Origin of the sequence: Asaccharospora irregularis DSM 2635 (assembly GCF_900129815.1) — a bacterium.
GTDB lineage: Bacteria > Bacillota > Clostridia > Peptostreptococcales > Peptostreptococcaceae > Asaccharospora > Asaccharospora irregularis.
This window is the reverse complement of sequence record NZ_FQWX01000003.1, coordinates 95,718-120,608: the sequence shown is the minus strand read 5'-3', so window position 1 is coordinate 120,608 and position 24,891 is coordinate 95,718. Positions and strand designations below refer to the sequence as shown.

25 protein-coding genes are annotated in these 24,891 nt (G+C 28.8%); 5 read left to right on the top strand and 20 right to left on the bottom strand.

Annotated features, from left to right (window positions below):
- Positions 1–325: 325 nt before the first annotated feature.
- The 8 genes from BUB34_RS02565 to BUB34_RS02530 form a co-directional block, all read right to left on the bottom strand.
- Positions 326–1,471, bottom strand: coding sequence for a tyrosine-type recombinase/integrase (locus BUB34_RS02565; RefSeq protein ID WP_073123935.1), 1,146 nt, complete (start codon positions 1,469–1,471; stop codon positions 326–328).
- A 640-nt stretch (positions 1,472–2,111) separates the two neighbouring features.
- Positions 2,112–2,381, bottom strand: coding sequence for a stage V sporulation protein S (locus tag BUB34_RS02560; RefSeq protein ID WP_073123933.1), 270 nt, complete (start codon positions 2,379–2,381; stop codon positions 2,112–2,114).
- Positions 2,382–2,540: 159 nt separating this feature from the next.
- Complete coding sequence (locus tag BUB34_RS02555; RefSeq protein WP_242948811.1) at positions 2,541–3,503, bottom strand: acetyl-CoA carboxylase carboxyltransferase subunit alpha; 963 nt, start codon at positions 3,501–3,503, stop codon at positions 2,541–2,543.
- A 26-nt stretch (positions 3,504–3,529) separates the two neighbouring features.
- Positions 3,530–4,381, bottom strand: coding sequence for an acetyl-CoA carboxylase, carboxyltransferase subunit beta (gene accD, locus BUB34_RS02550; RefSeq protein WP_073123931.1), 852 nt, complete (start codon positions 4,379–4,381; stop codon positions 3,530–3,532).
- Between the two features lie 15 nt (positions 4,382–4,396).
- The gene (gene accC, locus BUB34_RS02545; RefSeq protein ID WP_073123929.1) at positions 4,397–5,755 is read right to left on the bottom strand and encodes an acetyl-CoA carboxylase biotin carboxylase subunit; all 1,359 of its coding nucleotides are present in this window, start codon (positions 5,753–5,755) and stop codon (positions 4,397–4,399) included.
- Between the two features lie 11 nt (positions 5,756–5,766).
- The gene (accB, locus tag BUB34_RS02540; RefSeq protein WP_073123927.1) at positions 5,767–6,234 is read right to left on the bottom strand and encodes an acetyl-CoA carboxylase biotin carboxyl carrier protein; all 468 of its coding nucleotides are present in this window, start codon (positions 6,232–6,234) and stop codon (positions 5,767–5,769) included.
- A 157-nt stretch (positions 6,235–6,391) separates the two neighbouring features.
- Positions 6,392–7,042 (bottom strand): hypothetical protein, encoded by a 651-nt coding sequence (locus tag BUB34_RS13040; RefSeq protein WP_073123925.1) that lies wholly within the window; start codon positions 7,040–7,042, stop codon positions 6,392–6,394.
- Between the two features lie 92 nt (positions 7,043–7,134).
- Positions 7,135–7,338, bottom strand: coding sequence for a hypothetical protein (locus BUB34_RS02530; RefSeq protein WP_073123923.1), 204 nt, complete (start codon positions 7,336–7,338; stop codon positions 7,135–7,137).
- Between the two features lie 259 nt (positions 7,339–7,597).
- On the opposite strand from BUB34_RS02530, the gene BUB34_RS02525 reads away from it, so the two are divergent.
- Complete coding sequence (locus tag BUB34_RS02525; protein ID WP_073123921.1) at positions 7,598–7,873, top strand: hypothetical protein; 276 nt, start codon at positions 7,598–7,600, stop codon at positions 7,871–7,873.
- A gap of 75 nt (positions 7,874–7,948) precedes the next feature.
- Here BUB34_RS02525 and BUB34_RS02520 read toward each other — a convergent pair whose 3' ends face one another.
- From BUB34_RS02520 to BUB34_RS02510, 3 genes are all read right to left on the bottom strand, one after another.
- Positions 7,949–8,695 (bottom strand): hypothetical protein, encoded by a 747-nt coding sequence (locus tag BUB34_RS02520; protein WP_073124060.1) that lies wholly within the window; start codon positions 8,693–8,695, stop codon positions 7,949–7,951.
- A gap of 133 nt (positions 8,696–8,828) precedes the next feature.
- Positions 8,829–9,473, bottom strand: a complete 645-nt coding sequence (trmB, locus tag BUB34_RS02515; RefSeq protein ID WP_073123919.1) for a tRNA (guanosine(46)-N7)-methyltransferase TrmB — start codon at positions 9,471–9,473, stop codon at positions 8,829–8,831.
- A gap of 102 nt (positions 9,474–9,575) precedes the next feature.
- On the bottom strand, positions 9,576–9,899 hold the full coding sequence (locus BUB34_RS02510; RefSeq protein WP_073123917.1) for a Fe-S cluster assembly protein HesB: 324 nt from the start codon (positions 9,897–9,899) through the stop codon (positions 9,576–9,578).
- A gap of 254 nt (positions 9,900–10,153) precedes the next feature.
- Between BUB34_RS02510 and BUB34_RS02505 the strand changes: the two genes are divergently transcribed.
- Positions 10,154–11,014, top strand: a complete 861-nt coding sequence (locus tag BUB34_RS02505) for a YitT family protein (RefSeq protein WP_073123915.1) — start codon at positions 10,154–10,156, stop codon at positions 11,012–11,014.
- A 91-nt stretch (positions 11,015–11,105) separates the two neighbouring features.
- Here the strand turns inward: BUB34_RS02505 and BUB34_RS02500 are convergent, their stop codons facing one another.
- Positions 11,106–11,657, bottom strand: coding sequence for a GNAT family N-acetyltransferase (locus BUB34_RS02500; protein WP_073123913.1), 552 nt, complete (start codon positions 11,655–11,657; stop codon positions 11,106–11,108).
- Positions 11,658–11,919: 262 nt separating this feature from the next.
- On the opposite strand from BUB34_RS02500, the gene BUB34_RS02495 reads away from it, so the two are divergent.
- Entirely contained in the window at positions 11,920–13,035 is a 1,116-nt protein-coding gene (locus BUB34_RS02495; RefSeq protein WP_073123911.1) for a site-specific integrase, read from the top strand.
- Between the two features lie 330 nt (positions 13,036–13,365).
- Here BUB34_RS02495 and BUB34_RS02490 read toward each other — a convergent pair whose 3' ends face one another.
- Positions 13,366–14,613: an MFS transporter gene (locus BUB34_RS02490; protein WP_073123909.1), complete on the bottom strand. Its 1,248-nt coding sequence runs from the start codon at positions 14,611–14,613 to the stop codon at positions 13,366–13,368.
- 498 nt (positions 14,614–15,111) lie between these two features.
- On the opposite strand from BUB34_RS02490, the gene BUB34_RS02485 reads away from it, so the two are divergent.
- Positions 15,112–16,566: an APC family permease gene (locus BUB34_RS02485; protein ID WP_073123907.1), complete on the top strand. Its 1,455-nt coding sequence runs from the start codon at positions 15,112–15,114 to the stop codon at positions 16,564–16,566.
- A gap of 24 nt (positions 16,567–16,590) precedes the next feature.
- On the opposite strand, the gene BUB34_RS02480 is transcribed toward BUB34_RS02485, so the two are convergent.
- On the bottom strand, positions 16,591–17,484 hold the full coding sequence (locus tag BUB34_RS02480; RefSeq protein WP_073123905.1) for a LysR family transcriptional regulator: 894 nt from the start codon (positions 17,482–17,484) through the stop codon (positions 16,591–16,593).
- Between the two features lie 128 nt (positions 17,485–17,612).
- Here BUB34_RS02480 and BUB34_RS02475 point away from each other — a divergent pair, with 128 nt between their 5' ends.
- Positions 17,613–18,632: a YeiH family protein gene (locus BUB34_RS02475; protein ID WP_073123902.1), complete on the top strand. Its 1,020-nt coding sequence runs from the start codon at positions 17,613–17,615 to the stop codon at positions 18,630–18,632.
- A 56-nt stretch (positions 18,633–18,688) separates the two neighbouring features.
- Here the strand turns inward: BUB34_RS02475 and BUB34_RS02470 are convergent, their stop codons facing one another.
- From BUB34_RS02470 to BUB34_RS02445, 6 genes are all read right to left on the bottom strand, one after another.
- Positions 18,689–20,053, bottom strand: a complete 1,365-nt coding sequence (locus BUB34_RS02470; RefSeq protein WP_073123901.1) for an MATE family efflux transporter — start codon at positions 20,051–20,053, stop codon at positions 18,689–18,691.
- 199 nt (positions 20,054–20,252) lie between these two features.
- Positions 20,253–21,395 carry a putative manganese transporter gene (locus BUB34_RS02465; RefSeq protein ID WP_242948810.1) on the bottom strand — a complete coding sequence of 381 codons (1,143 nt, stop codon included), beginning with the start codon at positions 21,393–21,395 and terminating at the stop codon, positions 20,253–20,255.
- A 109-nt stretch (positions 21,396–21,504) separates the two neighbouring features.
- The gene (locus tag BUB34_RS02460) at positions 21,505–22,344 is read right to left on the bottom strand and encodes a 4-hydroxy-3-methylbut-2-enyl diphosphate reductase (protein WP_073123899.1); all 840 of its coding nucleotides are present in this window, start codon (positions 22,342–22,344) and stop codon (positions 21,505–21,507) included.
- Positions 22,345–22,355: 11 nt separating this feature from the next.
- Positions 22,356–22,952 (bottom strand): lysophospholipid acyltransferase family protein, encoded by a 597-nt coding sequence (locus BUB34_RS02455; RefSeq protein ID WP_073123898.1) that lies wholly within the window; start codon positions 22,950–22,952, stop codon positions 22,356–22,358.
- Positions 22,953–22,968: 16 nt separating this feature from the next.
- On the bottom strand, positions 22,969–23,619 hold the full coding sequence (cmk, locus tag BUB34_RS02450; RefSeq protein WP_073123896.1) for a (d)CMP kinase: 651 nt from the start codon (positions 23,617–23,619) through the stop codon (positions 22,969–22,971).
- 34 nt (positions 23,620–23,653) lie between these two features.
- Positions 23,654–24,886, bottom strand: coding sequence for a BaiN/RdsA family NAD(P)/FAD-dependent oxidoreductase (locus tag BUB34_RS02445; protein WP_073123895.1), 1,233 nt, complete (start codon positions 24,884–24,886; stop codon positions 23,654–23,656).
- Positions 24,887–24,891 lie beyond the last annotated feature (5 nt).

Genomic DNA, 24,891 nt, shown 5'->3' with positions numbered 1-24,891 from the left:
AAGGGTAGATAAATACCTTATTACTATATATTGTAACATAATACAAATATTTATACAAACATTTGTTCTTTAGCTGAATTAAAGGCATATATACGGTCAATACTTAGAGTATAGTTTATAAATACTTAGTTAATATAGAGTGAGAAATTGTTTGATTTACTGTTATTTGATGAAAAAATTTATTTATTTAATAAAAAAATGCCAAAAACAGCCTTCGCGAACATCTGTTCGGAGGTCGCATTTTTAGCACTTTTTATATTTTTATATATAGTCTAATGTAGTTTACATAATTGCATTATTGTATACTATATAAAAATAGATTAAATTATATTTCTTTGTTGTCGTTATCATCATCAATCCATTCAAAGTTGTTTACAATGTCTCGTTTAACATTTTTCTTATGTGCAGCGTATAACTGGGTAGTAGTTACATTATCATGGTCTAGTAGATTTTGAACATCATAAATAGAAAAACCAGTTTGGATTAAGGATGTAGCAGCAGTGGCTCTTAGTTTATGCGGGCTATATCCGCTTTCTCTAGATGTTTCCATAGAGATTGATGTATACTTTTTAACTAAAGATCTTATTGCTTTTGGAGTAAGTCTTTTTTTCTGTAACGATAAAAACAGGGCATCTCTTACGTCTTCTTCTAATAGTTCAGATTGAGGTCTTTCATTTAGAATATAATCCTTTATTACAGATTCGCAGGTATGGTTAATAGGCATCAAAACTTCTTTGCCTCTTTTTCTGTATATTTTAAATTCACCTCTTGAGAAGTTAAATGAAGAAATATTTAATTCTCTAAGTTCATTAAGCCTTAATCCATATGTTACAAATAGGGCTAAGATAGCTTTATCACGAAGCTTAGTCTTTTTCCAATATACCTTTTCCTTTTCAGTTAGACCTTCTCCTGTGTCAACAGCATCTAACATTTTGGCGACTTCATCGATTTCAAGACGTTTTATGGCATCTGGCTGAGGCTTTGGAAGCTTTATTGGGTTAAATCCATCAGTAATATTGTTTTTTATTTGTTCATTTCTAAATAAAAACTTAAATAGAGTAGAGATAGAAGATTTTTTTCTAGCTAAAGCTCTATTGTTATTTTCAAATATTAGGGTATTTTTGTCAGTTTGCCTATAATACCTGCTACAATAGTCCCCCAAGAATAAGTTTACATCCCTTGCACTAATTCTATCAAATTCACTTTGGGTAATATCTTTAATGTCAGATGCATTTGTAAGCTCTTGTGATTCAACCAAATAGGAACAGAAGAAGTGTATGTCTTCTAGGTAGGCAAGTCTCGTAGAAACTGCCACAGATCCCTTTAAATAGATGAAATAGTCCTTCATAAACTTTGGAAGTTTATTTTCTATATTAATACATCGCTCTATAAGGGTATTGTCTCTGATCACGATATTATCTGGCTTGTCTGATTTATTATGTATTTTTATTATTTTCTTGTCACTCAAAATATCACCTCCATAGTTAGCTTAAATATAAAATAACATATAGTTTTTTTAAGTTCAACTATTCCTTAAAACTATATATTTTAGGTAGACCGATAAACAAAGAGATTATTAAGAGCATTAAAGGTTAGCAGTATTAAAAGCAGTATTAAGATATGAGGTATATAGATATAAACATAGTTATTTAAATATAATTGAATTAGAAGTAGCTTTACAAAATAAAAGTAATTATATTAATTAGGTTATTAATATAATACGAATAAATCTATATAAGTTGTAATTAATCCTAAATAAATAATATATCTAAAAAGATAATAAATTTTTGTTTTTATTTAACTTAACAAATAATTAGATACATTTAATAAATAATTAGATACAAGGTAAGGGAATATGTAAATTTTTTAAAAATAAGAAAGTATAAGCAATTTAGAAATATTTCTGTTATTAACAGAAAAAAGTAGATATAAATAAGTTTTAGTTTAACTATTCCCTAAATATACATTTAAAGACTAGTTATATATAACACTTCTTAGGCTTGAAATTACAATATATTGTAAAAATAGGAAAAATAAAAAACGTATAGTTTAATCTATACGTTCAATTTAAATATTAATCATAATTCAATCATAAACTTGTTTTTAACTATTTATTTTGCCTTATTTTGTTCAACAAGTAATTTTATTGCAGTTTTTTTCTCTTCATCTATAATTATGTCTGTAAATGCCGGAACACATACAAGATCCATTCCACTTGGGGCAACAAAACCTCTGGCAATTGCAATTGCCTTTATGGCCTGATTCAATGCACCCGCACCTATAGCTTGCATTTCGGCACTTCCTTTTTCTCTTATTATTCCAGCTAAAGCTCCAGCTACAGAGTTAGGATTAGATTTTGAGGAAACCTTTAGTACTTCCATTTCAACATCTCCTTTTAAACTATATACTTAATAAATTATCTACTACGAATAAGTTATTGTCGTTTACAATATAGTTCTATAAGTAAGAAAAAAAACCTTTATTTATCTACTATTTATCTATAAAATTTAACATTATCTACAAATTAGATATAGTCTACCTTATAAGCACTTCCCTATTTCTCTAAATTTATCATATCTTTGTTTTATAATCTCCTCTTTCGAAAAGTTTTTGTAATAATTTAATCTATCAACTATATAAGATTTTATTTCTTTCGATACTGAAGCTGGATCTTTTTGAGCTCCTCCAAGAGGTTCTTTTATTATATTATCTATAATATTTAGGTTATATAGATCTTCACTTGTAAGTTTCATTACATCACTAGCTTCTTTAGATTTTGATGCATCTTTAAATAATATACTAGATAACCCCTCTGGGCTTATAACTGAGTAAACAGAGTTCTCCAACATACATATGTCATTTCCTACACCTATTGCTAGTGCACCTCCACTACCCCCTTCTCCAATTACAAATACAATTATGGGTACTGAAAGTTTACTCATTTCTAGTAAATTTCTTGCAATAGCTTCTCCCTGACCTCTCTTCTCAGCTTCTAAACCACAAAATGCTCCAGGAGTATCTATAAACGTTATTATTGGTCTACCAAACTTCTCTGCCTGTTTCATCAATCTTAGGGCTTTTCTATAACCTTCAGGGTGAGGCATTCCGAAGTTTCTCTTTATATTTTCTTTTACATCAGTTCCTTTTTGATGTCCTATGATGGTAACTTTATATTCATCAATTTGACCTATTCCTCCTATTATCGATGGATCATCTTTAAATAACCTATCTCCATGTAATTCTAAAAAATGTGTACATATATTATCTATATAATCCTTCGTTGTGGGTCTTTTTATATCTCTACTTATGCAAACTTTTTCATATGGAGATAAATTTGAGAACTCTTCTTCCTTAAGATTACTTAATTTATCTTTGAGTGAGTTTATCTTATCAGTTAAATCTAGGCTGTTATTTTCAGAAATGTAGATCAACTGTTTTATATCATTTTCTAATTCTTTTATTTTATCTTTTATTACATCTTTAGATATAGCTCTACTAGCCAAAATATCACCTCCTCGTGCATTTGAACTTATGAGTGGATACTCAAAATTTTATAAAGTACTTCTTTCATTCTTTTTCTGTCTACTATCATATCAATAAATCCATTTTCAAGTAAAAATTCTGATGTTTGGAATCCCTCTGGCAACTTCTGATTTATAGTTTGTTCTATTACCCTAGGACCGGCAAATCCTATTAAGGTATTTGGTTCAGAAATTATAATATCACCAAGCATTGCAAAGCTAGCAGTTACTCCTCCAGTCGTAGGGTCTGTTAGTATTGATATATAAGGTAAAGCTTTTTCTTCTAGCTTAGAAAGTGCTTGAGACGTCTTAGCCATCTGCATAAGAGATACCATTCCTTCTTGCATTCTAGCGCCTCCAGAAGCCGAACATATTATTACAGGTAAATTATTTTTTGCTGCATACTCGATTGAATATGTTATCTTATCTCCTACAATAGAACCCATACTACCCATCATAAAGTCAGGATTCATTACACTAATAACTGTTTTTATGCCGTTTACTCTTCCATAGCCTGTTATAACAGCTTCTGACTCATTAGTACTTTCTTTATATTTTTCTAATTTTTCTTTATAGTTTGGAAAGTTTAGAGGATCCTGAGTTTCTATATTTGAATTAAACTCAACAAAACTTCCCTTATCTATAAGTAAATCTATTCTATCCCTTGCTTTAAATTTATAATGATAAGAACAGCTAGGACATATGTTTAAATTTTCTTCTATATTTTTTCTAAACACATGTTTATCGCATCCCTTACAGTAAATCCAAAACTTATCGTCTACACTATTTTCTTTAAAATTGTCATCTAGAGAAATCGTGACGTATTTAGATTCCTTAGATGATAGAAATTTTTTTATCATAATCTATTTACTCCCTTACATTGTACTCGCTTCATTTATAAACACATTTTCTATAAATTTAGTATGATGGGTATTGTTTTTAAATGCTTCACTAGTCACAAGCTCTCTTTGAAAATCTACATTTGTTTTTATACCCTCTACTATAAACTCATCCAAAGCTCGATTCATTCTACTTATGCACTCTTCCCTAGTTTCTGCCCAACAAACTAGCTTACCTATCATAGAATCGTAAATTGGTGGGATTGTATATCCACAGTAAATAAATGTATCAAATCTAACCCCAAATCCCCCAGGGATATTTATTGACTCTATTCTTCCTGGACACGGAGTAAAATCGTTTGAAGGATCTTCAGCATTTATTCTACATTCTATTGCATGACCTCTAAAGACTATATCATCTTGTTTAAAAGGTATTTCATCTCCATTAGCTATTAAAATTTGAAGTTTTATAAGATCCAAGCCTGTAATCATCTCTGTTACAGTATGTTCTACCTGAATTCTTGTATTCATTTCTATAAAATAAAAATTCTTATCCTTATCTACTATAAATTCGATAGTTCCGGCACCTATATAGCCAATTCCCTTTACTATATCCAAAGCTGTTTTATATATATTCTTTCTTTGATCATCAGAAAGAAATGGACTTAACGATTCCTCTATTACTTTTTGATTTCTTCTTTGCATAGAGCAATCTCTATCCCCGAGGTGTATAGCATTTGAATGTTTATCTCCGAACACTTGAACCTCAATATGTCTAGGGTTTTCTATAAATTTTTCCATATATAGGTCGCTATTAGAAAAGGCAGATAGAGCTTCAGAACTCGCTATATCAAAACTTGAGAATAATTCTTCTTTACAGTTTATTATTCTCATTCCTTTCCCTCCCCCACCATTAGAGGCTTTTATCATAACTGGGTATCCAATTTTATTTGCTACTTCTAACGCTTCTTCTTTTGTTTTTAAGACGGATTCAGAACCCTGTACAACAGGCACACCTAAATTAACCATGGTTTCTCTTGCTCGTGATTTATCACCCATTAGAAGCATTTGTTCCTTGGTTGGTCCTATTAATATAATATTATTTTTTTCGCATTCTTCGGCAAGCTGAGGGTTTTCAGATAAAAATCCAAATCCTGGATGTATAGCATCACAACTTAGCTTTAGTGCAAGGTATATTATATTTTCTATATTGTTATAACTTTTGCTTATATTATTTGGTCCTATGCAAATAGATTCATCCGCTATATATCTATGAAAGGAATCTCTATCTGCATCTGAGTATATAGCAACAGTTTTTATTCCTAATTCTTTGCAGGTTCTAATTATCCTAACTGCTATATCTCCTCTATTTGCAACTAGTATCTTATTTATCATATTACTTCCTCCTACTTTATTGGTTTTATTTTGAAAAGAGGCTGATTATACTCTACTAGCTCTTCATTTTTAGTCAAAATTTCAATTATTTCGCCCTTAATTTCACTTGTAATTTCATTCATAAGCTTCATTGCTTCTAGTATACACAGAGTTTCGCCCTTATTTACAATATCTCCTACTTTTACGAAGTTATCTGAATCTGGATTTGGTGATGCATAAAAAGTGCCCATCAAAGGAGCTGCCACTGTATGTAATTTATCAAAATTTTCTTCATCATTGTCTTTTGTTGTTAACTTCTCTACTGCTATCTCAGATATATCATCCTTTGTTGCATCTTTTATTGTTGCAGGGGAAGTTGCATCTGTAGATTTACACTTTTTAGATGCCTCTAATTTTAAATCATCAGTTTGAAGTTTTACATAGTCTAAATCTGTTGAATCTATAATCTTTAATAACTCTCTTATTTCATCGATTTTCATATTGTTACCCCCTTGTATTATTACCTGGTGCTAATATTATATCATAAAAAATTATTTTATAAAAGAAAAAGTGCTGATGAAAATCATCAACACTTTTAATGTATTAACTTTTTCATTAAATTATAATCAGGCAAATATAATAAAAGTCTCTTGCCTATTAAAATGCCTTCGTCTTCAGTCTTTTTTCAAGATGTTCTATTTCTTCTAGTGAGAATCCTGTTATATCCATAATAAATTTTTTGCTTGAGTTTTTATGTAAAAGATCTATTGCAATCGTCTCTTTTGTTTTTAATACTTTTAAGTATTTATCATCCTCTATCAAAGACATTGTTTTATCTTCGCATGTTTTCTCATCAATTACTAGAGTTTTCTCTAGACCTTGAGGTATAGCTGTAGCCTTACTATTTAGCAATTTGTCTTTAAAGTTGTTAAAAGCCTCAGTTTGGGTGTAATTGTCAAATAAAATGAAAATAGTAGGTATGATAAAAGAAATTCTAGCCCCTAGAAAACCTACTACAACTGTAGAGACTATTACAATTTGATTGATATTTGATAGAGGAATACCTAAAAAATTCTTTTGTGATAAGTCCTCGGTATAAGATTTAATAACTCCAAATAATAAAGTTATAATGCATAGAGGAAGTAAAAAACAACTGCCTATAACTCCAGACATACCTATATAGTCGAAAAATTTAACTATATTCCCGTAAATATGCATATAACCGTTTAAGTATGCATATACACATGCTACAATGCCAAGGGTACCACCTAAGGATTGTGTATACCAGCTTAGAAATTTAGAATTCATAGCACTCTCCTCTCCAAAACATATATTAAATTAATATGTATTTTGAGAGGAAAATATATCTTAGATATAGAACTTATTATAATTTATAGAATTTATAGGAAAGATATTGCTTCATTTAATATTTTTATGCTTTCATCTGAGGATTGAAGAGCTATTAGATTTTCTGTCAGATGTTTTGCACTATCCACATCATTAGCTTCTATTGAATCGTAGATTTTTTTTAATAATTTGTATTCGTCTTCACTTAGATTTGTTAAATCAAATTTATCATTAAAACTGTGATTATACATGCACATAATTATACCTCCTTAGTCTTTTATAAATATAAATATCTTTAACTATACACTTAATACTCAAACGGACAAAAGTATATAATATTAGATTATTATATCCATTTATTATGAATTTAGTACTAAATTATTTATAATATATATATTGTATTAAAGTTATTAGTTGTGTATACTTTTGATGTGGTAAATTTAGTATATTCTGATTAAGTTTGATTTTTTAAGGAGATAATACTATTAAATCCACTGAGTAAAGGGGAGTTTGAATATGTTAGATACTGTAGAATTTATACTTAAAATTTTATTTTTCATATTGTCTATTATTTGGGCAGAAAAAATAATAGTTTTAAGAACAGATAAACAAATAGTAATAAACCCTCTTCTTATTCTTATATCATCTATCTTGGTAATGTTGACACAAGGTCATGGGAGAGAATTTTTAGGTGTAGATGTACAGTATATAAGAATTGCATTATATAGTATTTATTCATTTATAGTTTTATTAGGATTATACTCTATAAATAAAAAGAATGGGTTCTTTTAAGACAATTAAAATGGGACTGGCACACTAAACATAGTGTACCAGTCCCATTTAACTAATCTATACTAAAGTTATAGATTAATCTACAGTTATAGAAATATTTGCGATTTGATTTAAATTTTTATTATTCAAACCAATCTTAACTACAGTAGTTCCTTTATTTTTACCCGTTATAATCATATCGTTTTCAGAAACTATATTTTTATCTTCTATGTATACTACTAGATCTAGGTCCTTTGGTATTTCAGTTGAAACTTCCCAATACTTATAATAATTATCAATATTTTTTTCGATAACTTTTCTTAGATCTATACTTTCATTTTTGGATATACTTAAGTTTTTATACTTAGCTTCTAATAAATATTGGTTTTTGTTACTATCAATAAAGTTGAGATCATAATTAATTTTCACACCTTTTCTAGACAGTAAATTTAAAATATTATCTGTAGTTATATAGTTATTAGCTATATTTATATAATCTAAATCATTTAATAATAATATCTCATTTGGTATGGTTTTTATATTATTATTCCAAAAAATAAAACTGTCTATATTTTCTAGTGTAGAAATTCCCTTTAAGTCTGAAATTTTTTCATTTGTAGCGTCGAACACTCCATCGAGTGATTTTATATTATTTAACGTTATTTCATTAGGACTAACCCTTTCCTTCACGGCGTTTCTAAAATTATAGTCGGGGAAAATCTCTTTAAGCTGGCTCTCACTTAAAACATCATTACTACTTAAGCTTTCATGTGCTACAGATATACTTCCAAAACTAAAAATTGTAATAATTAATAAAAATGGCAACAAAGTAACTATTTTCATATTCAATAATAACCTCCGATATAAATGGTATATTATTATCTTCTATGATATATTATAGTTTCCTTGTTACCCAGCCTTAGTTTTATGTGATTTAATAGTGCAAATTTCTATAATTAAGTATATTATTTTATAATTAATTACGTTTTTCGGCCTCACATCTAAATATTTTTATGCCTTGCGACATAAATTTGTCTTCGTATTCTGTTGTGACATTTTCGGTGTAATCGCTGTTTGCTAAATCAAGTGATATATTTTTAAGCAGCCAGTTGTTAGATGCTATTTCATTTAAGCTAAATTCAAATAGCTTTTCATTGTCTGTTTTAAAATGAAGCTCTCCATTTTCTTTTAGTATAGTTTTATACATTTCTAAAAAATTAGAGTGAGTTAATCTTCTTTTAGCCCATCTTTTTTTAGGCCAAGGATCACAGAAATTAACAAATACTCTGTCCAGCTCGCCTTTGTCAAAATAGTCTAGTATGTTGCTAACATCCCCCCAAACAAATAATATATTGCTTAGGTTATCTTCAGCAGCTTTTTCAACAGCTTTTAATAAAACCTCTTCTTTGATTTCCATAGCTATATAATTGATATCAGGGTTTTGTTTAGCTAGTGTAGTTATAAATTTACCTCTACCTGTACCAAATTCAGCATGTATAGGATTTTCATTATTAAATCTTTTTTTCCACTTTCCTTTTAATAACTCTATATTATTTTTTATGACATAGTTTTCATAACTTAAAAGCTTTTCATCTGCACCCTTTTTTCTTCTTCTCCTCATAAATGTCTCCTCATTATCTAAAAATTGATTTAAATAAAAATTTATTTTAAACAAATAAGGAGCATCAGTATTTACTGATACCCCCCTTTTGTTTATTGGTTATTAATGACCGCCACAACCAGAGCAACCTCCGTCACAACCGCCTTGATCTTTCATGTTTTCAGGAACAACTCTAAATCCAAAACCAGTATCTTCTATAACTATATCGCCATAGGTATTATATTCATTAGTGTTCATTACGAATTCTAATCCTTCGAATTCATAAGTTAAGTCATCATCTTTTTTCTCATCTAAAGCAAGTCCAAATGATGGCCCAGAGCATGCAACTCCTGCGAAGTAAACTCTTATGCTATTAGGTTTATCTTGGTTATCTTTTAATATATCTTTCAATGTATCAACTGCTGTTTCTGGTAAAGTAATTTTCATAAAATCATTTCCTTTCAATATTTTATTAAAACATATATATTATATACCCTTATAGTATATATAAGCAATGGAATTTTACTTTTTTGCTAAAATAAGTAAATCTATTGTATTAGTTAATTTACCCTCTTTGCTTAAAAAATAAACATATTTATATAATCTATAATTAAAGAATAAAATATATCCTCAAAATAACTTCAAAAAACACGTATTTATTGTTATAATAGTTAATTGTGAAAACTTATGGAGGTGCTTATATGAAAAAACAGAAATCATCTGCTCTAATAGAATTGTTAGGGCTATTTGTAGGGAGCATAATAATGGCTGTTGGTATCAATATGTTCTTTAAACCACATACTATCGCTCCAGGGGGAATGAGTGGTTTAGCCTTAGTAATAAGTAAAATTACTGGTTTAGAAGTTTCTACAATAATGCTTGTTATAGGAATTCCTTTAGTTATTTTTTCTTTTAGAATAATGGGAACTAAAAATTCTTTGAAAACGTTGTTTGGAACGGTATTATTTTCTTTCATAGTTGGTGTTACATCACCCTTATCTAATTTAAGATTGACTGATGATTTACTATTATCCGCAATATCTGGTGGTATTTTATTAGGGTCAGGTATAGGAATAATGTTTAGGGTTGATGCATCTACTGGAGGAACAGATTTGATAGCTCTTATACTAAGTAAGAAGTTCCCTAGCATAAAACCTACAAAGTTCATGACTTTCCTAGACGGTATGGTAGTTATATCCGCAGGTATAGCTAGTAATAACTTAGAAATAGGTCTTTATTCAGCAATTGCTCTTTATGTAATAGTAAAAATAGCTGATGCAATAATGGCAGGATTTGATTACTCTAAGGCTTTTTTAATAATATCTAATCAGCCAGAAAAATTAAGAGAAGTTATAACTGATGATCTAAATAGAGGTGTTACTATTTTAGAAGGAAGAGGTGGGTATACTAAAGATAAAAAAGAAATACTTTTAGTTGTTTTACCTAAAAAACAAGAAACTTATCTTAAGAAATTAGTAAATGGGACTGATCCGACTGCCTTTATAATAGTAAGTAGCGTACACGAGGTTCTAGGTCAAGGATTTAAAACTTTAAATAATTAATATAAATTTATATATATTTAATTAAAACTCATATACTCGTATAGGATACGGATATATGAGTTTTTTAATATGAACTACTTATTTTTTATAATTACTCTAGTGAGAATCTATAGCCGTCTTTAGTTAATTCATATTTGTAGCAGTTTATATACCCTTTTGTAAACTTTGGAGATTTTCTCTTGAAAGTCTCTGTGTATATAAAACCGATATCATTTAAAGGTTTTTGTGAAAATTTATTTTCCTCAAATGTAATAGCTATGATTTTCTCTAAATTTAAATCTTCAAACCCATATTTAATAATTGCTAATGCGAGTTCATTAGATATGTTTTTTCCCCAATAATCAGGGTTTATACAGATTCCTATCTCCCCTTCTCTAGAATTAGATGATATATTATTAAATCCTATATTTCCTATTACTTTATTTGCATCTTTAAATACTATAACAAAGTGACCAATTCTACCCTTTTTATAGTTGTTTAAAAAAAATGACCTTATAAATCTATTAGTATCTTTTATCGTTCTATGTTTATAAAAAGGAAGATACTTGACCGTCACATCATTTTTGTAACACTCAAATAAATCTTTTGCATCATCCATTGTTGCAGCTCTTAATATACATTTTTTTGTTTCTAAAACTCTCAATTAATTTACGCCCCTTTAGATTTATATTAATAGTAGTTGTCTATATAAATTATGATTAAATTTAGCTCTAGGTTACTGCAAATAGATTGATGCTTAACATAAAATATATTATTTTATGCCAAAATTTATAAATCTAGTGTTTTCAATCTATATAATTGTATATATTGAGTTTATGTCAGTAATAGGTCAGAAGTTTTTCATATTTTTATTTTGATTTTATGTTACAATATATGTATAATTTATAAATTTGCGGGGGTATAAAATGAGTTATGTGTTCATACGAAAAAGGAGTAAAAACTATATAGTTTATTTAGAATATAAGGACGAGGATACAGGAAAGAAAATACAAAAGAATATGGGTTCTTTCGATAAAAAAAGGGACGCTAATAAAAAGCTTATCGAAATAAAAGACGAGTTATATAAGGATGAATTTTTGGTTCCCAATAACCTTATACTAAAAGATTTTCTTCTTGATTTTCTAGAAAAATACAAAGAAAATCTATCAATAACAACTTATAATTGTTATCTTAGAATTTGCAAAAAACATATAATTCCAAGTATAGGAAAACTTAAAGTGGTGGAAATGAGACCTATACATATCCAAAATTATGTAGACGATTTAGTAGGAATACTAACTCCTCAAACCATAAAGATTCATATAAATATATTAAATTTAGCTATCAAAAGAGCATATAAACTTAGACTAATTAGAGAAAATATAGTTGATTGTATAGAAATTCCTAGAAATAAAAAATTTAAAAATAGAATCTACGACAATAAAGATATGATAAAACTTTTAGAAGCTTGTAAAAATACATATATGGAGTTGCCAATAAATCTTGCTATAGGACTGGGACTTAGAATATCAGAGATACTCGGCCTAACCTGGAATAATATAGACTTCAATAATAATACTGTAACAGTTGAAAATATAACTGTTAGACATGAAGGTAAGGTCATACTTAAAGAGCCTAAAACAGATAGTTCAAGAAGAACAATATCAGCACCATCTGAAGTCATGAGTTTATTAAAAGAGTACAAGAAAAAAGCTATTGAAAATAGATTAAAAAACGGTACTAGAAATATAAACAACTTAATATTCGTTGACAAAAATCAGCAACCTATAGCACAAGATGTTATAAGTAAAAAGTTTTCAAGGTTTTTAAACGAAAATAATTTACCTCATATAAGATTTCATGATTTGAGACACTCTCATGTAACATTACTTATAAACTCTAAAGTACCTATAAAAGTTATTTCTGAAAGAGTTGGACATTCAAACATTAATACAACTCTTAATATTTACTCTCATGTACTTAAAGAAATGGATAAAGAAGCTTCTGATAAGATTTCTGAAAGCTTATTTAATCAAGGATAACCTTAGAATATTTTAAAGTTAGATTTTGGTAAGGATGCACAATCAGTATACATAATTAAATTATTGTAAACTATATATTTTTTAATTAGAACCTTAATGAATTGTGTAAATATTCTAATAAAATTCTACATGAATTTCAATAAAGCCGAAAAATAGACCCATTAAATTCCGATTTAAGGGGTCTATTTATTTTTTATCGACTATTAATACTAAAAACAGTCAAAATTCTTTAAAACCCATCGTAGAGCTTATAGCGAAATTTTTGACGCTATTTTTAAATTTAGTTTACTATAACTATATTATGTAAACTTTTAAAGAGTATAATACACTCTATCCTATCGAGTTAACTTTTTTACAACTATGAGTTTTAATTTTTTCCTTTTTTAAATCATCCTTATATATAAAACTAAAAATTATTATTCCCATTACATAAAGTACTATTGTTAAATAATAAGGTGAGTTATAAGATATTTTTTCCATCATAAATCCACCAATTGCTATTCCCATTGCCCTACTAATATTAGATGACAAAGATAAAAAACTGCTTAGATTTGTTCTTTCTGATTTATCTACAAGTTCCATTGATAAATTTTGAGTTAGAGGTATTGCCATATTCATAAGACCATTTCTTATAAAAAAAGATATAGTAACTAAAATCAATCCTTGAGGAAATGCTATTGATACCAAAAAAGGAATAGATAATATTTGACACAAGATAACTGTTTTAACTTTGCCGAGTTTGTTTGAAAGAAAAGGAACTAATCCACCACAAACGATACAACCAAATTGAGATATAGAAAGTATTGTTCCTACAATATTATCCTCTATGTTCATGGAGTACTTTAAATATACACTAAAAAATGGAACTACAACTCCTGCTCCTAAACCGATCAGAAAATTATAGGTCATAAATTCGAGAACCTTTTTATTTAAAATTTTTATATACCCTTTAATACAAGATTTTAGGCTTCTTGGTTTTAAACTTTCGGGTTCTTTCATAAACTGAATTGGTATTAGTCCTGTCATAGATAATATGGCTGATGATATGAATATTAATGTTATAGACTGTGCCGATGTCAAGAAATTGCTGATGTAAGAGGATAAAACTCCTCCTATAAATGAAGCTATCATCATTCCAGCATTAAATATGATGAAGTTTACGCTAAATGCAAATACTCTTTCTTCTTCTGTTGTATTCTCTGTTATATACATCCCCTCTGCTGTGGTTTTTACACTAAGCCCAGTTCCTACAAGTATAGACATCGCTATTATTAAGAGCTTATTATTAAGTAATACTATAAAACTACTGCCGATAGCTATACATAAAAAACCAATAGCTAAACTCTTTTTTCTGCCTATTTTCTCTAGTAGGTAAGCACTCGGAATAGACGATAACGCTATAGAAAATGTATTTATAGATAATACCATACCTACGAAGTGCTCTTTATAGCCTAGTTCTTTTAAGTATATTCCAATTAACATATTAAATATACCCATTGCAAAAGATGCTATTATATTCACTGTGAGAAATAGACGAATATTTTTATTTACCTTACTCATGATATTAAGATTCTTCATTTTGTCCCCCCTACAAGACTATTATAGCACATTAAATAAATAACTCTTAACAAAGTATATATCTATAATTATAGATATATATCGATCGATAGCTATAGATATATATTTAACGATATTTATCTGAAAAATACAAGGTTATAGTATATAATCTTCAAATTACTATCTATAAACAAGTAATTAATATAATAATATGCAATGTTTATTTTTATTCCTTCTTTTTAAAGTATATATATAATGAATTTTATATTTATTTTTATAATACAAAATTTCTATAAACTTTATTTTATATATATAAATTTCGAAAATAATCATATTATATAAAGTTAGCCATATATAGTATATATAGCTAATATTTACTAAAATTTTCAATACTATTTAATTATAACTTTCATAAAATTTTAACAAAATCGTTGACACTCTTTTCAGATAATGTATAATTATACCTGTAACAAATGTAATTTTATAAATCTATTTTGAAAATTTCTTAGGAGGAAAATAATGTCGGAACAGAACAGAAAATTAACTTGGAAAAACATTGCCTTGACAGGCTTTGTTATGGTCTGGGGATTTGGTAATGTAGTTAACAATTTCGCAAACCAAGGGCTTACTGTTGTATTCTCATGGATATTCATGGTAGCCTGCTACTTTGTACCGTATGCACTTATGGTAGGAGAATTAGGTTCATCATTTAGTGATGGAAAGGGTGGAGTTTCAACATGGATACGCTCTACTACTACTCCAATGCTTGCATTTATGGCAGGTTGGACTTATTGGGTTGTACATATTCCTTATCTAGCTCAAAAACCTCAAGCAATACTTATAGCTCTATCATGGGTTGTTAATCCATCCGGAGAATTGGCCGAGGTAATCAAAGCTTTAAATCCTTTAATATTACAATCAATGGTTTTAGCAGTATTCTTTGTATTTTTATATGTTTCAACAAAAGGTGTAAAAATATTAAAAGTTATAGGTAGTGTAGCAGGCACATCCATGTTTATAATGTCTATATTGTATATAGTATTAGGTGTAAGTGCTCCTGCGATAACAGGCAGACCTGTAGCTACACCAAATATAACATTTGGCTCATTTATACCTAAGTTTGACTTTGCATATTTAACTACTCTATCTATGTTAGTGTTTGCACTTGGTGGATGTGAAAAAATATCTCCATATGTAAATGAAACTAAAGATCCATCTAAAAACTTCCCTAAAGGAATGTTAATTTTAGCGGGTATGGTTGCTATTTGTGCTCTTTTAGGTTCTATAGCAATGGGAATGATGTTTGACTCTAATAATATTCCAAAAGACCTAATGATGAATGGACAATACTATGCATTCCAACTACTTGGTGAATACTACGGACTAGGAAAGTCATTGGTTGTAGTATATGCTTTTGCTAACACAGCTACTCAAGTATCTGCTCTGGTATTTTCTATAGATGCTCCTTTAAGAGTTTTATTAGGAGATGCTGATAGTAAGTTTATACCTCATAAACTATCTAAAACTAATAAAAATGGCGTTTTCGTTAATGGTTATATAATGACCTCTGTATTAGTTGGTACTTTGATAATAGTTCCAGCATTAGGAATAGGAAACACTACTGACCTATTTAACTGGTTGTTAAAATTAAACTCTGTAGTTATGCCAATGAGATATTTATGGGTATTCTTAGCTTATATGGGACTTAAGAAATCAATTGACAAATTTGGTTCTGATTACAAATTTATAAAAAATCCTAAAATTGGTTTTATGGTTGGACTATGGTGTTTTGCATTTACAGCATTTGCCTGTATAATGGGTATGTTTCCTTCAGATATTCCAGCATTCACATCAGAATGGATATTCCTAGTTGGAATGAATGTTGCTACTCCACTAGTATTAATGGGTATAGGGTTGATTCTACCATACATAGCTAAAACATCAAATGTTGATATAAATAAAAAAGCTAGCTAGTTTTAAAGCGAAAAAACCTGTCTTTTACACTGAGACAGGTTTTTTCGTTTTAAAATATCTAAACCATCTTAAATACTCTTCTTCATGTACACTATTTTTTAGAAATACAAAGTTAAACTCACGATTTACTTTAAAATCTGGTATTTGTATCTCACATAATTTACCGTTTGCTAGCTCTTCTAATACAGCTTCTTCATATAAAAATGTTATTCCTAAGTTTTGTTTTACTAAATTTTTTATCACGCTCATATTACCCATTTTAGAAACACTTCTAAAATTACTTATTGTAAGATTGTGTTCATACAAAGTTTGTTCAAATACTTCCCTTGTACCAGACCCCTTTTCACGAAGTATAAGACGTTCATTGAAAAAATCTGTAAAATTTACTACATTATAGGCTAGTGGATTCTTTGGCGAACATACAGGGATAAACCTTTCTATAGAGAATATTTTTGATTCATATTTAGATTTATCAAAATGCCCCTCCAAAAGTGCGAAGTCTATTTTACCATCTATAAGTTTTTCAAGAAGTACCTGTGTATTATCAACTTCCATAGTTAAATCTATTGTAGGATAATCTAATAATGTTTTAGCTAAAATAGGTGGCATTGTATATTCAGCTATTGTCAACGTTGCACCAAAGGTAAGTGGATGTATTTTGTTGACATCTGACAACATCAACTTTATTTTATTTGAACCAGCTTGCATAGTCATAGCAAAAGATTTTAACATTTCTCCTTCCTCGGTTAGAGTTAGAGATCTTTTTTTATATGTAAATAGCTTTATTTTATAATGTTCCTCTAAGTATCTAATGTGTTGTGATACAGCAGGTTGAGTGATATGAAGATATTCAGCTGTTTTTGTATAGCTTTTAAGTTTACATAGTGTTAAAAAAGTCTCGAGCCTAAAGTCTAGCATAAATTCCTCCTATAAGTTAAATTTATATATTTATAATTATTTATAATTTGAGTTTATTATAAATTAAGTATAAAATCAATATTAAGTATAAAATCAATAATGTAAATTTATAAAAGGGAGGATTTATTATGAGCGTTATTAAAAATTATTTTACAGGAGTATTAATGACTATACTTCTAGCAATTGTATCTACTTTTATTAGTGGGTTTATACCCTATCACTTAATAAGTGCAGGTGTATTTGCTCTCTTAATAGGAATGATTTTAAATCCTATTATATCTAAGTATGACTTTTTCAAGAAAGGATTAACTTTTGTATCTAAAAAGGTATTAAAATTTGCAATAGTTTTGATGGGGTTAACTCTTAGCTTCTCTCAGGTGTTGCAAGTTGGTAAATATTCATTAATAGTTATGACATTTACATTGATTGCAGCCTTTGGTGGTGGGTATCTACTTGGAAAAGTATTTGGTATGGATTGGAAATTATCAGGACTTATCTCAGCCGGAACTGGAATATGCGGAGGGTCTGCAATAGCTGCAATAGCTCCAACTATAGATGCCGAAGATAGTACTATTGCATATGCTATTTCTGCTACTTTTATATTTGATATAATAATGATTATCTTATTTCCTATTATGGGAAAATATTTTGGAATGAGTGATTTAGGATTTGGTTTGTGGGCAGGTACAGCTGTAAATGATACATCATCAGTTGTAGCAGCAGGATATGCTTTTTCTGATGCAGCAGGAAGTTTTGCTATGATTGTAAAACTTACAAGAACCCTTTCTATAGTACCTGTTGTTCTTATATTTTCATTTATAAATGAACGCTTGATAGCTAAAAATAGTACTCAAAATATAGATGGATGTAAAAAGGTTAATATTAAAAAAATATTCCCTTGGTTTATATTAATGTTTTTGGCTATGGTTACAATAAAAAGTACAGGCATAGTTTCCGAATATGTTAGTTCTAATGTATCTAGTTTAAGTAAATTTTTTATGATTATGGCTTTAGGTGCGATAGGCTTGAATACAAACTTTAGAGAATTATCTAAATCAGGGTTCAAACCTATGCTACACGGATTTATTATATCAGCTCTTGTTGTAGTGGTATCATTTATTGTACAAATGTTCTTAGGTCAAATTTAATAATAATAGGGGGATAAACTAAAGCTTATCCCCCTATTGTATTAAATCATATAATACTATTCATCAGAAACCGTATATAATTTTTTGTGTTTTAATAAGTATGTAAATATACATATCATTAATATTCCTTTTAATACAGAAGATATACTTATACTCCACCAAACACCATTTAATCCTAAAAACTCAGGTTTTGAAATTATATAGGCAAGTGGTATTCTAGCTCCAGTTAAAGTAATACTTACTATAGAAGGTATATAAGTCCTGCCAAGTCCTTTGAATGCTCCACCTATTACTATTTCTAAACAAGAGAATAATTGAGAATATCCTATTATTTTTAAATACATGCCACCCTTTTGTATAGCATCGCTTTCTGCTATAAACAATGAAAATATCTTATTTCCACCGAAAACTAAAATTAAAGTAGTAAGTACACCCCAAAGTGCAGCTATAATTATTGCGATTTTAGATCCTTTATTTACTCTAAAGTATTCTTTTGCACCGTAGTTTTGACCTACGAAACTTGAGAGGGCAACAGCAAACCCTTCTGAAGTCATCCATGAAATTGCCTCTATTTGGGAGCCAACCTTTTGTGCTGCAACTCCAACTGGTCCCCAGGAAGCCACTATTACACCCAGTATCATTGAAAATGCTGTAAACAGTCCGCTTTGGAATGCCACTGGAATACCTAATTTATACAGTATTTTATAATAATTTATGTTAATATTTCTAAATAACTTAATTTTGAAATATTCTTCTTTACTTTTAATAATCATAAATAAAAAACAAAACGATACTATCATCTGAGCGGATACAGTGGCAATTGCTGCCCCTGCAACTCCAAGTCTTGGTATAAATCCTATACCAAATATCAATATAGGATCCAGTATAATATTAGTAATTAGACCTATAGTATTAATTAAAAACGGAGTCTTACTGTTTCCTAGCCCATTGAATATAGCTGTAAATACCGGATTGATAAAATAAAATATCATACCAAAAGCAATTATAACTAAATAGTTCTTAGACATAGATACCACACCAGTATCTGTCAGTCTAAAAAATCCTATTAAATTATCTTTAAATAATATTAGGGCCAAAGTATACAAACAAGAAAGTATAATATTTATCTCTATTGCAGATTTTATGTAGTTTTTAGTATCACTTATATTATTTTTACCAATACTTTGTGATACCTTTACTTCTCCACCTATTTTAGAAATCATTACAAAAGCCATGGCTAACCATGGATAAAAACCTGCTGTCCCAACTGCTGCAACAGCTCTACTTCCTATTCTTCCAACCCACATCATATCTGTCATATTATAAGCCATTTGTATAAATGATGTTCCCATTATCGGTAGGGAAAGTTTGATTAGTTTTTCTGTAATCCCACCTTTAGTTAAATCGATTCTATTTTCCATTATGCACCTCTTATATAAAAACTGTGAATTAATAACAACTGTTTTAACAGCTTTAATCAATTATATCAGAACCCATATTATATTTAAATATTATAAATATAATATTAATTTTAATAAAAGAACTTATTTATTTTAAGAGTATAAATAAGTTCTTTTATATAGATTTAGCAGTTGTATTTTGGATTATATAATTTTTTTATTATCCGAAGAACATGTATACAATAAGTCCTACAACTATGGCAGGTATAGTAGTAATAATCATAGACCAGATAGATGATTTTTTATCTAATGCTAGAAGAGGGAAAAGTGCATCACCATCTTGTGATATTGAATTCGCTATCACAGCTCCTAGGGGTATTGCTCCCTTTAAGTAGAAAGACATTATTACGATTTGTACCCCACATCCAGGGATTAATCCTAAAATTGCACCTATAAATACACTGGCAACACCTGTTGATAGTATAATTTGTGCCAGGTACTCATCTCCTCCAATTATTATTATAATTAAATCATAAATTAAATAAGCTATATATATCCATGTAATTACAAAGGATATTTCGCCTACAGAGTGGATTAACATTTCTTTTAGAGAAGTTTTTTTATTTTCTTCCTCGGTTATATTTGAGTTTTTAAATACTTTTTTGAAAAATATCATATATATTACTGAGAATACTACTCCAGTTATCGCAATAATCTCCTCTAACTCATGAATTTGTTCTATCCATTCATAGTGAAGGCCTGAATGTGATATAAGCATAAATACAAATCCCACAAATAGTGTAGCCAAGTAAATCTTATAACCTACACCGTGTGTTATAGCATAAGCAAGTCTACCTGAATTGCCATGGTTATGTGCTATATCATCTAATGTAGAGTGATTGTCTTCATGTTTAATCAAAGAAGCTTGACCTCTAGTAAGTCCTGAAGTTTTAACTTTTCTTAGTTTTAATTTTTCTTCTAGATTCATAAAATCTACAATATAACCAGTTATTATACCAGTTATAGTACCTATTATAGTTACAAATATGTACATTTCTATATTAGAAGATATTAATACAAATGCTGCATCTCCCATACTGGATATTAAACTAGCTATTATAGTTCCAAAACTAAGCTGCCCTTTTATATACAAAGGCATTATAGCTAAGCTTCCTCCGCACCCAGGTATGGCACCTACAATAGCACCTACTAATGGCTGTATTTTTTTATTTCTTGCTAAAGAATTTGTGAAATTTCCGCTCGTTTTATAATTTATATATCCAAATAGTAATATAAAAAATCCAACTAATGACCCCACATGTAAAAATGAGTCCTCTGCTGATGATAAAAATATTTCCACCATATTTACCTCCGATCTAACTATTTTATATTTTTTTAAGTATTTTAAACCCTAAAAATGTGCACCTTAAACAATTAAGCTACACACTTTTAGGGTTATGATTAGTATTAAATTATATACTGTCAATAAAGTCTATAACATCATCTATTATCCAATCAGGAGTAGAAGCTCCTGCTGTAACGCCTATTGTCTTATATTTATTTAGTTCTTCTCCATCTAGCTCTTCTTTTGTCTCTATAGCAAAGGTAGGGACTATTTCTTTGCATATATTGACAAGTTTTTGAGTATTCGAACTATGTTTTCCACCTATGACTATCATACAATCGACTTCTCTTGATAGATCTTTTGCAGCTTCTTGTCTTTCTTTTGTAGCAGAGCATATAGTGTTATTAAATACTACAGTGTCTAGATCTTTAGAAAGTTTATCTGTTATTTGTTTGTGTAGGTCTAAGTTCATAGTGGTTTGCGACACTACACAGTATTTTTTAGATTTATCTAGTTCAATAGAATCCATTTGCTGTGGAGTCTTTATTATTATTGCTGAATTATCACACCATCCATTTATACCGATAACTTCTGGGTGATTCATATCGCCTATAACAATTATTTGATACCCTTCATTGTGATATGTGTTAACTATATTATGTATCTTTTTTACGAAAGGACATGTTGTATCTATTATATTTATGTTTTTATCACTTGCACTCTTATATACAGACTCTGATACACCATGTGACCTTATTATCATGTTTTTACTTTCTGGAACAGACTCAACTTCATCTACAGTTTTAAGTCCTTTTTCCTCATATTTTTCTACTGCTTGCTTATTATGAATAAGAGGACCTAATGCATATATTGATTCTTCACTATTCTCTAGTTCATTCCATGCCATCTTCATAGCTCTCTTTACACCAAAGCAAAAACCAGCATTTTTTGATATTTTAACGTTCATAATTGTATCTCCTATTTTGAGTATTTATAATAATTTTCCTTTATTACTTCTAATACGTTTTGTGAAAGTCTTTCATAATCTTCATTAGTAAGTTTTTGTTTGTAATACTCCTCAAAGGATATTGGTTTATCTATATAGATTGTTACCCTATTAAACAATTTATAATCAGATATTATTGATATAGGAATAACATTTGCTTTACCTTTTATAGCAAATAGCGCAAGACCTGCTTTAGCTTTTCCAAATCCAGGATCTTTTACTCTTGTCCCCTCTGGGAATATTCCTAGTACATATCCATCTTTGATAGACTTTAAAATGTTTTTTATTGTAGATACATCAGGTTTTTCTCTATTTATAGGAATTACGTTTAACTTTTTTAAAATATAACCTAATATTTTTATATTAAATAGCTCTTTTTTTGCCACTGCTGCAACTTCTCTATTTTTTATAGATGCAGCTAGAAATATAGGATCTAAATTTGATTTGTGATTACACGCTATTACTATATTTCCATCATCCGGAATATTTTCGGCACCTATTACCCTATACTTAAAAAATATCCTTGAAAAACCCTCAAAAACTCCAATTACAAATTTATAGAAACTCACGTCTATCTCCTCTCAACTACCTTCTTATTTTTGATACAACTTCTGATACCACTTCTTCTATACTTTTGCCTGTTGTATCTATTTCTAAAGCATCTTCAGCCTTAACTAACGGTGCAAATTCTCTGTTTGAATCTATTTTATCTCTTTTTATTATATCATTTATTATTTCATCTAGATCAACTTCATAGCCTTTCTCTAAAAGCTCTTTATAGCGTCTACTTCCCCTTTCTTCTGGAGTAGCAACTAAAAAGAATTTATAATCAGCATTTGGGAAAACATAAGATCCTATATCTCTACCATCTAATACAACTGAGTTATTTTCACCAATTTTTCTTTGGACATCAACCATTAAATATCTAACTTCTTTTATTTTTGCTACATTTGATACGTTGTTACTTACCTCAACAGTTCTTATTTCTTCATTTACCACTTCATTATCTAGATATATATTATTATCTCTAAAGTCTATTTCGGTGTCTTTTGCCATATTTATAACTTCTTCTGTATTATTAATATCTATATTATTTTTTAAACACTTATATGTAATTGCTCTGTACATAGCCCCTGTATCTATATAATTTATATTAAGTTCTTTAGATATTATCTTTGCTATTGTACTCTTGCCAGCACCTGCTGGACCATCTATAGCTATAATTAAATTGTTCATATTATTTACTCCTGTTGTTTTATATTATTTTATCTTAAACACTTATTCCTGCAAGGTATCCAGTTGAAAATGCTATTTGTAAATTGTATCCTCCAGTTTCTGCATCTACGTCTATAACCTCTCCTGTTAAAAATAGATTTTTTATTAACTTAGACTCTAAATTAGAAGAGTTTATTTCCTTTACAGATACACCTCCACTAGTTACCATAGATGTGTTTATTCCTTTTGTTCCATTACAAGTAAGTTCCATACTCTTTATATACTTAATTATTTTTAGTTCATCTGATTTTGATAATTCATTTGCCTTTTTATCACTTAAAGATAAAATATTAAAAATTTCTTTTAGGAAGTTTTGAGGGAGTAGAGATTTTATATTATTTAAAACATTTTTATTTGGATTTTCTCTTATAGCCTTAGAAATTTCCTCTTCAGTTATTTGTGGTAAAAAATCTATTTTTAGTGCAATATCTTGGTTTTCTAGGACTTTATTTATATATGATGACATTATAAGTACAACTGGTCCTGTAATTCCAAAATGGGCAAATAGAATATCTCCTACCTTAGATATTTTTTTATTTTTAATCTTACATGATATTTCTACTTGTTTAATAGATATCCCTTGAAGATTTTTTACCCAACTCTCTTTTATTGTCAGTGGAGTTAGTGCTGGGTATATTTTATTTATTGTATGGTTGTATTTGTTTAGTATTTTATACATACTTCCATCAGAACCAGTATGAGAATAACTCATACCTCCAGTTGACACTATTACCTTGTCACAAAACAACTTATCGCCATTTTCTAGAACTACGCCTTTTACAGTAGGTAAATTATAATTTTCACATTCCTCAACTATAATGTCTACTACCTTTTTATTGTATAATACTTTTACTTTATTTTGTATTAAATCTTTATTTAGTGCTTCAATAACTTCTATAGATTTATCATTTTTTGTATAAACTTTATAGTCATTATCTATTTCAACCTTGTACTCAAGATTATTATTTGAAAAATAATCTAACAAATCTCTATTTGTAAATGAATACAGACTACTATACAAAAATTTTCTGTTATTTACTATTTTTTCAAAAAAATCTTCTATATCCCTATTGTTGGTGATGTTACATCTTCCTCCGCCTGTAAATTTAAGTTTTCTTCCTAGTTCTCCATTTCTTTCTATAAGTGTAACCTGGTGATTATTTTTTGAAGCTTGGAGTGCTGCCATCATCCCAGATGGTCCACCTCCTATAACTATTATTTTAGACATAAAAA

What these genes read in the sequence shown, in the direction of transcription:
- BUB34_RS02525 (WP_073123921.1), top strand. Translation starts at nt 7,598, where the DNA reads ATGTTAGATACTGTAGAATTTATACTTAAAATTTTATTTTTCATATTG.
- BUB34_RS02505 (WP_073123915.1), top strand. Translation starts at nt 10,154, where the DNA reads ATGAAAAAACAGAAATCATCTGCTCTAATAGAATTGTTAGGGCTATTT.
- accD (WP_073123931.1), bottom strand. Translation starts at nt 4,381, where the DNA reads ATGATAAAAAAATTTCTATCATCTAAGGAATCTAAATACGTCACGATT.
- BUB34_RS02475 (WP_073123902.1), top strand. Translation starts at nt 17,613, where the DNA reads ATGAGCGTTATTAAAAATTATTTTACAGGAGTATTAATGACTATACTT.
- cmk (WP_073123896.1), bottom strand. Translation starts at nt 23,619, where the DNA reads ATGAACAATTTAATTATAGCTATAGATGGTCCAGCAGGTGCTGGCAAG.
- accB (WP_073123927.1), bottom strand. Translation starts at nt 6,234, where the DNA reads ATGAAAATCGATGAAATAAGAGAGTTATTAAAGATTATAGATTCAACA.
- BUB34_RS13040 (WP_073123925.1), bottom strand. Translation starts at nt 7,042, where the DNA reads ATGAATTCTAAATTTCTAAGCTGGTATACACAATCCTTAGGTGGTACC.
- BUB34_RS02530 (WP_073123923.1), bottom strand. Translation starts at nt 7,338, where the DNA reads ATGTGCATGTATAATCACAGTTTTAATGATAAATTTGATTTAACAAAT.
- BUB34_RS02490 (WP_073123909.1), bottom strand. Translation starts at nt 14,613, where the DNA reads ATGAAGAATCTTAATATCATGAGTAAGGTAAATAAAAATATTCGTCTA.
- BUB34_RS02560 (WP_073123933.1), bottom strand. Translation starts at nt 2,381, where the DNA reads ATGGAAGTACTAAAGGTTTCCTCAAAATCTAATCCTAACTCTGTAGCT.
- BUB34_RS02465 (WP_242948810.1), bottom strand. Translation starts at nt 21,395, where the DNA reads ATGGTGGAAATATTTTTATCATCAGCAGAGGACTCATTTTTACATGTG.
- BUB34_RS02480 (WP_073123905.1), bottom strand. Translation starts at nt 17,484, where the DNA reads ATGCTAGACTTTAGGCTCGAGACTTTTTTAACACTATGTAAACTTAAA.
- BUB34_RS02470 (WP_073123901.1), bottom strand. Translation starts at nt 20,053, where the DNA reads ATGGAAAATAGAATCGATTTAACTAAAGGTGGGATTACAGAAAAACTA.
- BUB34_RS02460 (WP_073123899.1), bottom strand. Translation starts at nt 22,344, where the DNA reads ATGAACGTTAAAATATCAAAAAATGCTGGTTTTTGCTTTGGTGTAAAG.
- trmB (WP_073123919.1), bottom strand. Translation starts at nt 9,473, where the DNA reads ATGAGGAGAAGAAGAAAAAAGGGTGCAGATGAAAAGCTTTTAAGTTAT.
- BUB34_RS02485 (WP_073123907.1), top strand. Translation starts at nt 15,112, where the DNA reads ATGTCGGAACAGAACAGAAAATTAACTTGGAAAAACATTGCCTTGACA.
- BUB34_RS02445 (WP_073123895.1), bottom strand. Translation starts at nt 24,886, where the DNA reads ATGTCTAAAATAATAGTTATAGGAGGTGGACCATCTGGGATGATGGCA.
- BUB34_RS02510 (WP_073123917.1), bottom strand. Translation starts at nt 9,899, where the DNA reads ATGAAAATTACTTTACCAGAAACAGCAGTTGATACATTGAAAGATATA.
- BUB34_RS02495 (WP_073123911.1), top strand. Translation starts at nt 11,920, where the DNA reads ATGAGTTATGTGTTCATACGAAAAAGGAGTAAAAACTATATAGTTTAT.
- accC (WP_073123929.1), bottom strand. Translation starts at nt 5,755, where the DNA reads ATGATAAATAAGATACTAGTTGCAAATAGAGGAGATATAGCAGTTAGG.
- BUB34_RS02520 (WP_073124060.1), bottom strand. Translation starts at nt 8,695, where the DNA reads ATGAAAATAGTTACTTTGTTGCCATTTTTATTAATTATTACAATTTTT.